Raw genomic sequence first — 2,352 nt, forward strand, 5'->3', positions numbered from 1 at the left:
AAACGTAAATGAGTTTGGAGATTTTGTGATTGTAAGGTCTGACGGCTCTCCTGTTTATAACTTTGTAGTTGTTATTGACGATGCATTAATGAAAATAACTCATGTTATAAGAGGTGAAGACCACCTATCAAATACACCAAAACAAATTTTAATATATAGAGCATTAGGCTTTGAAACTCCTAAATTTGCACATCTTCCTATAATACTTGGAGAAGATAGAAGTAAGCTCTCAAAAAGACATGGGGCTGTATCTTTAAGAGCATTTAGAGATGACGGCTATGTGTCAGAAGCTATGTTTAATGGTCTTGCACTTCTTGGATGGCATCCAAAAGGTGATAGTGAGGTAATACTTCCAGAAGAAATAATTAAAGAGTTTGATATTAAAGATATACATAATGCACCTGCAGTATTTGACAGGGCGAAATTAAAATGGTTGAACGGGGTGTATATAAGGGAAATACTTGATTTAGACGATTTAACAAGCAGAGCTGTTCCATTTTTTGAAAATTGTGGATATAAAGCAGATTTTGATTACTATAAAAAAGTAATTCAGGCTATAAGGGACAGTATTGAAACATTAATGGATATAGAAGAAAGAGCAAAACCGTTTTTCATTGATGATTTTCATTATGAAGAAGATGCTAAGACCTGGCTTGAAACAGAAGAAGGATATAATGTTATTCAGGCTTTTTATGAAAAAATAAAAGATTTAGATACAATAACAAAAGATGATTTTAAAAAGACAACTAAAGAAATACAAAAAGAGCTTAAAATAAAAGGGAAAAACTTATTTATGCCTATTAGGGTTGCCTTAACAGGGAAAACTTCAGGAGTTGATATAGCTACGCTTGTTGAAGTTATAGGCATAGATAGGGTAAAACATAGAATAGAAAAAGCATTAGAGTATTTTGGGTAATGTTGATGATTAGATGGATAACTGATTATTTAGGAGGAAGTAGGGCTCCAGAGCCACAAGAACTGGAAACTCTAAAAGAAGAAGGTATTAATACAATAATAAATTTACTTGAAGGAGATTACGGCAATTTTATAGCTCAAAAACAAAAAGAAGCTGGATTTGAAGTAATAAGAATACCTTTTAATATGTATGACCCTATTCCTAAAGAAGATTTCCTTGCTGTGTATGATTATATAAAAGAGATTTCTGGAAAAGAAAAAAAAGTTCTTGTTCACTGTAAATACGGGAAAGCAAGAAGTGGGACATTTTTGGCTGGATACCTCATAAATGAAGGTAAAGAGTACACAGAGGCTTTAAATGAAGTAATAAGAAAAGGATTTTTGCCTCAAACTGAACACCAGATTAAATTTCTACAAGAACTTGCAAAAAATGATAAATACAAAAATCCTTAGAAAAAGCAAAATAGAATTTTTAAATAAAGATAATAAAATCTTAAAATCTTCATTTTTTGAGCAGATTATATCTTCAGGAAATATAAATATTGATGAAAAATGGTTTTTAAGGGGATGTAAACAAGTAGCAGAAAGACATTATACAGAAGCAATTAAAAGATTTCAGCTCTCAAATTCAGATGATGCAAAACTAATGATACTTGCATGTACATTTAAAATTGCAGACAAATTTTTATTTAATGAATATTACACTGAAAATTTTAATAACTTGATATATTTCCCAAAATATGAATTTAAACCTTATTTAGTTATAGAAAATCAAAAATATGAAATAACCCCTTATTTAATAAAAGAGTTGAAACAACTGTTTTAAATAAAAAAACTATCTTTTCATTTCTAATTAAAAAGAAGTTTTAAGCTGTGAATAAACCACATATTAAATTAAAAAATGTATAATGCAATATAATGTCAATTATATTAAAAACTACATATTAAAATTTAAAATGTATAGAAGCAAAAATCAAAGGAATTTTTAAATAAACCCTGAGTGTGTTATAAAGGAAATAGAATTAAAATTTGGTTTCTTTAATTTTTTAGTGAATTTTATATAATAATGCCTGTTTTTAGTATGTTATTAAAAATTCTTAAGATTTAAGATATATAAAAATAAGCAGGATAAAACCTGCCTGTGCCTGACTAACTTTGAACTTTCTTTTTATAAATGTATTTTTCTATATCTACGACCAGTGCTCCTGCCACATAAATTGAGGAATATGTACCGAATATAATGCCAACAAGAAGTGCAAATGAAAATCCCTTTAAAGATTCTCCACCAAAAGATATAATGCTAAACAGAAAATAAAGTGTGCCGGAGTTATTATTGTTCTTGCAAGGTTTCATTATACTCTGGTTACAAGCTGAAGTAGTTCTTTTCCCTCTTATTTTATGTTTCTCTATCTATCAATATTATAATTGTATCGTTTA

General features: G+C 28.6%; 4 protein-coding genes. 3 read left to right on the top strand and 1 reads right to left on the bottom strand.

What is annotated here, in order from left to right; all coding sequences use genetic code 11:
* The 3 genes from gltX to HG1285_RS04340 form a co-directional block, all read left to right on the top strand.
* Positions 1-916, top strand: a 916-nt coding sequence (gene gltX / locus HG1285_RS04350) for a glutamate--tRNA ligase (protein ID WP_008288657.1), incomplete at its 5' end; no start/stop codon positions are given.
* A 5-nt stretch (positions 917-921) separates the two neighbouring features.
* The gene (locus tag HG1285_RS04345) at positions 922-1,368 is read left to right on the top strand and encodes a dual specificity protein phosphatase family protein (RefSeq protein WP_157560666.1); all 447 of its coding nucleotides are present in this window, start codon (positions 922-924) and stop codon (positions 1,366-1,368) included.
* Positions 1,346-1,741, top strand: a complete 396-nt coding sequence (locus HG1285_RS04340; protein WP_008288659.1) for a hypothetical protein — start codon at positions 1,346-1,348, stop codon at positions 1,739-1,741. The genes HG1285_RS04345 and HG1285_RS04340 overlap by 23 nt, the downstream gene beginning before the upstream one ends.
* Before the next feature lie 323 nt (positions 1,742-2,064).
* Here HG1285_RS04340 and HG1285_RS04335 read toward each other — a convergent pair whose 3' ends face one another.
* Complete coding sequence (locus HG1285_RS04335; RefSeq protein WP_008288660.1) at positions 2,065-2,268, bottom strand: preprotein translocase chain secF; 204 nt, start codon at positions 2,266-2,268, stop codon at positions 2,065-2,067.
* Between the last annotated feature and the right edge of the window lie 84 nt (positions 2,269-2,352).

Source organism: Hydrogenivirga sp. 128-5-R1-1, from assembly GCF_000171895.1.

Bases quoted from the DNA above. Each gene is read 5' to 3' on its own strand.
- HG1285_RS04345 (WP_157560666.1), top strand. From the start codon at position 922: ATGATTAGATGGATAACTGATTATTTAGGAGGAAGTAGGGCTCCAGAG.
- HG1285_RS04340 (WP_008288659.1), top strand. From the start codon at position 1,346: ATGATAAATACAAAAATCCTTAGAAAAAGCAAAATAGAATTTTTAAAT.
- HG1285_RS04335 (WP_008288660.1), bottom strand. From the start codon at position 2,268: ATGAAACCTTGCAAGAACAATAATAACTCCGGCACACTTTATTTTCTG.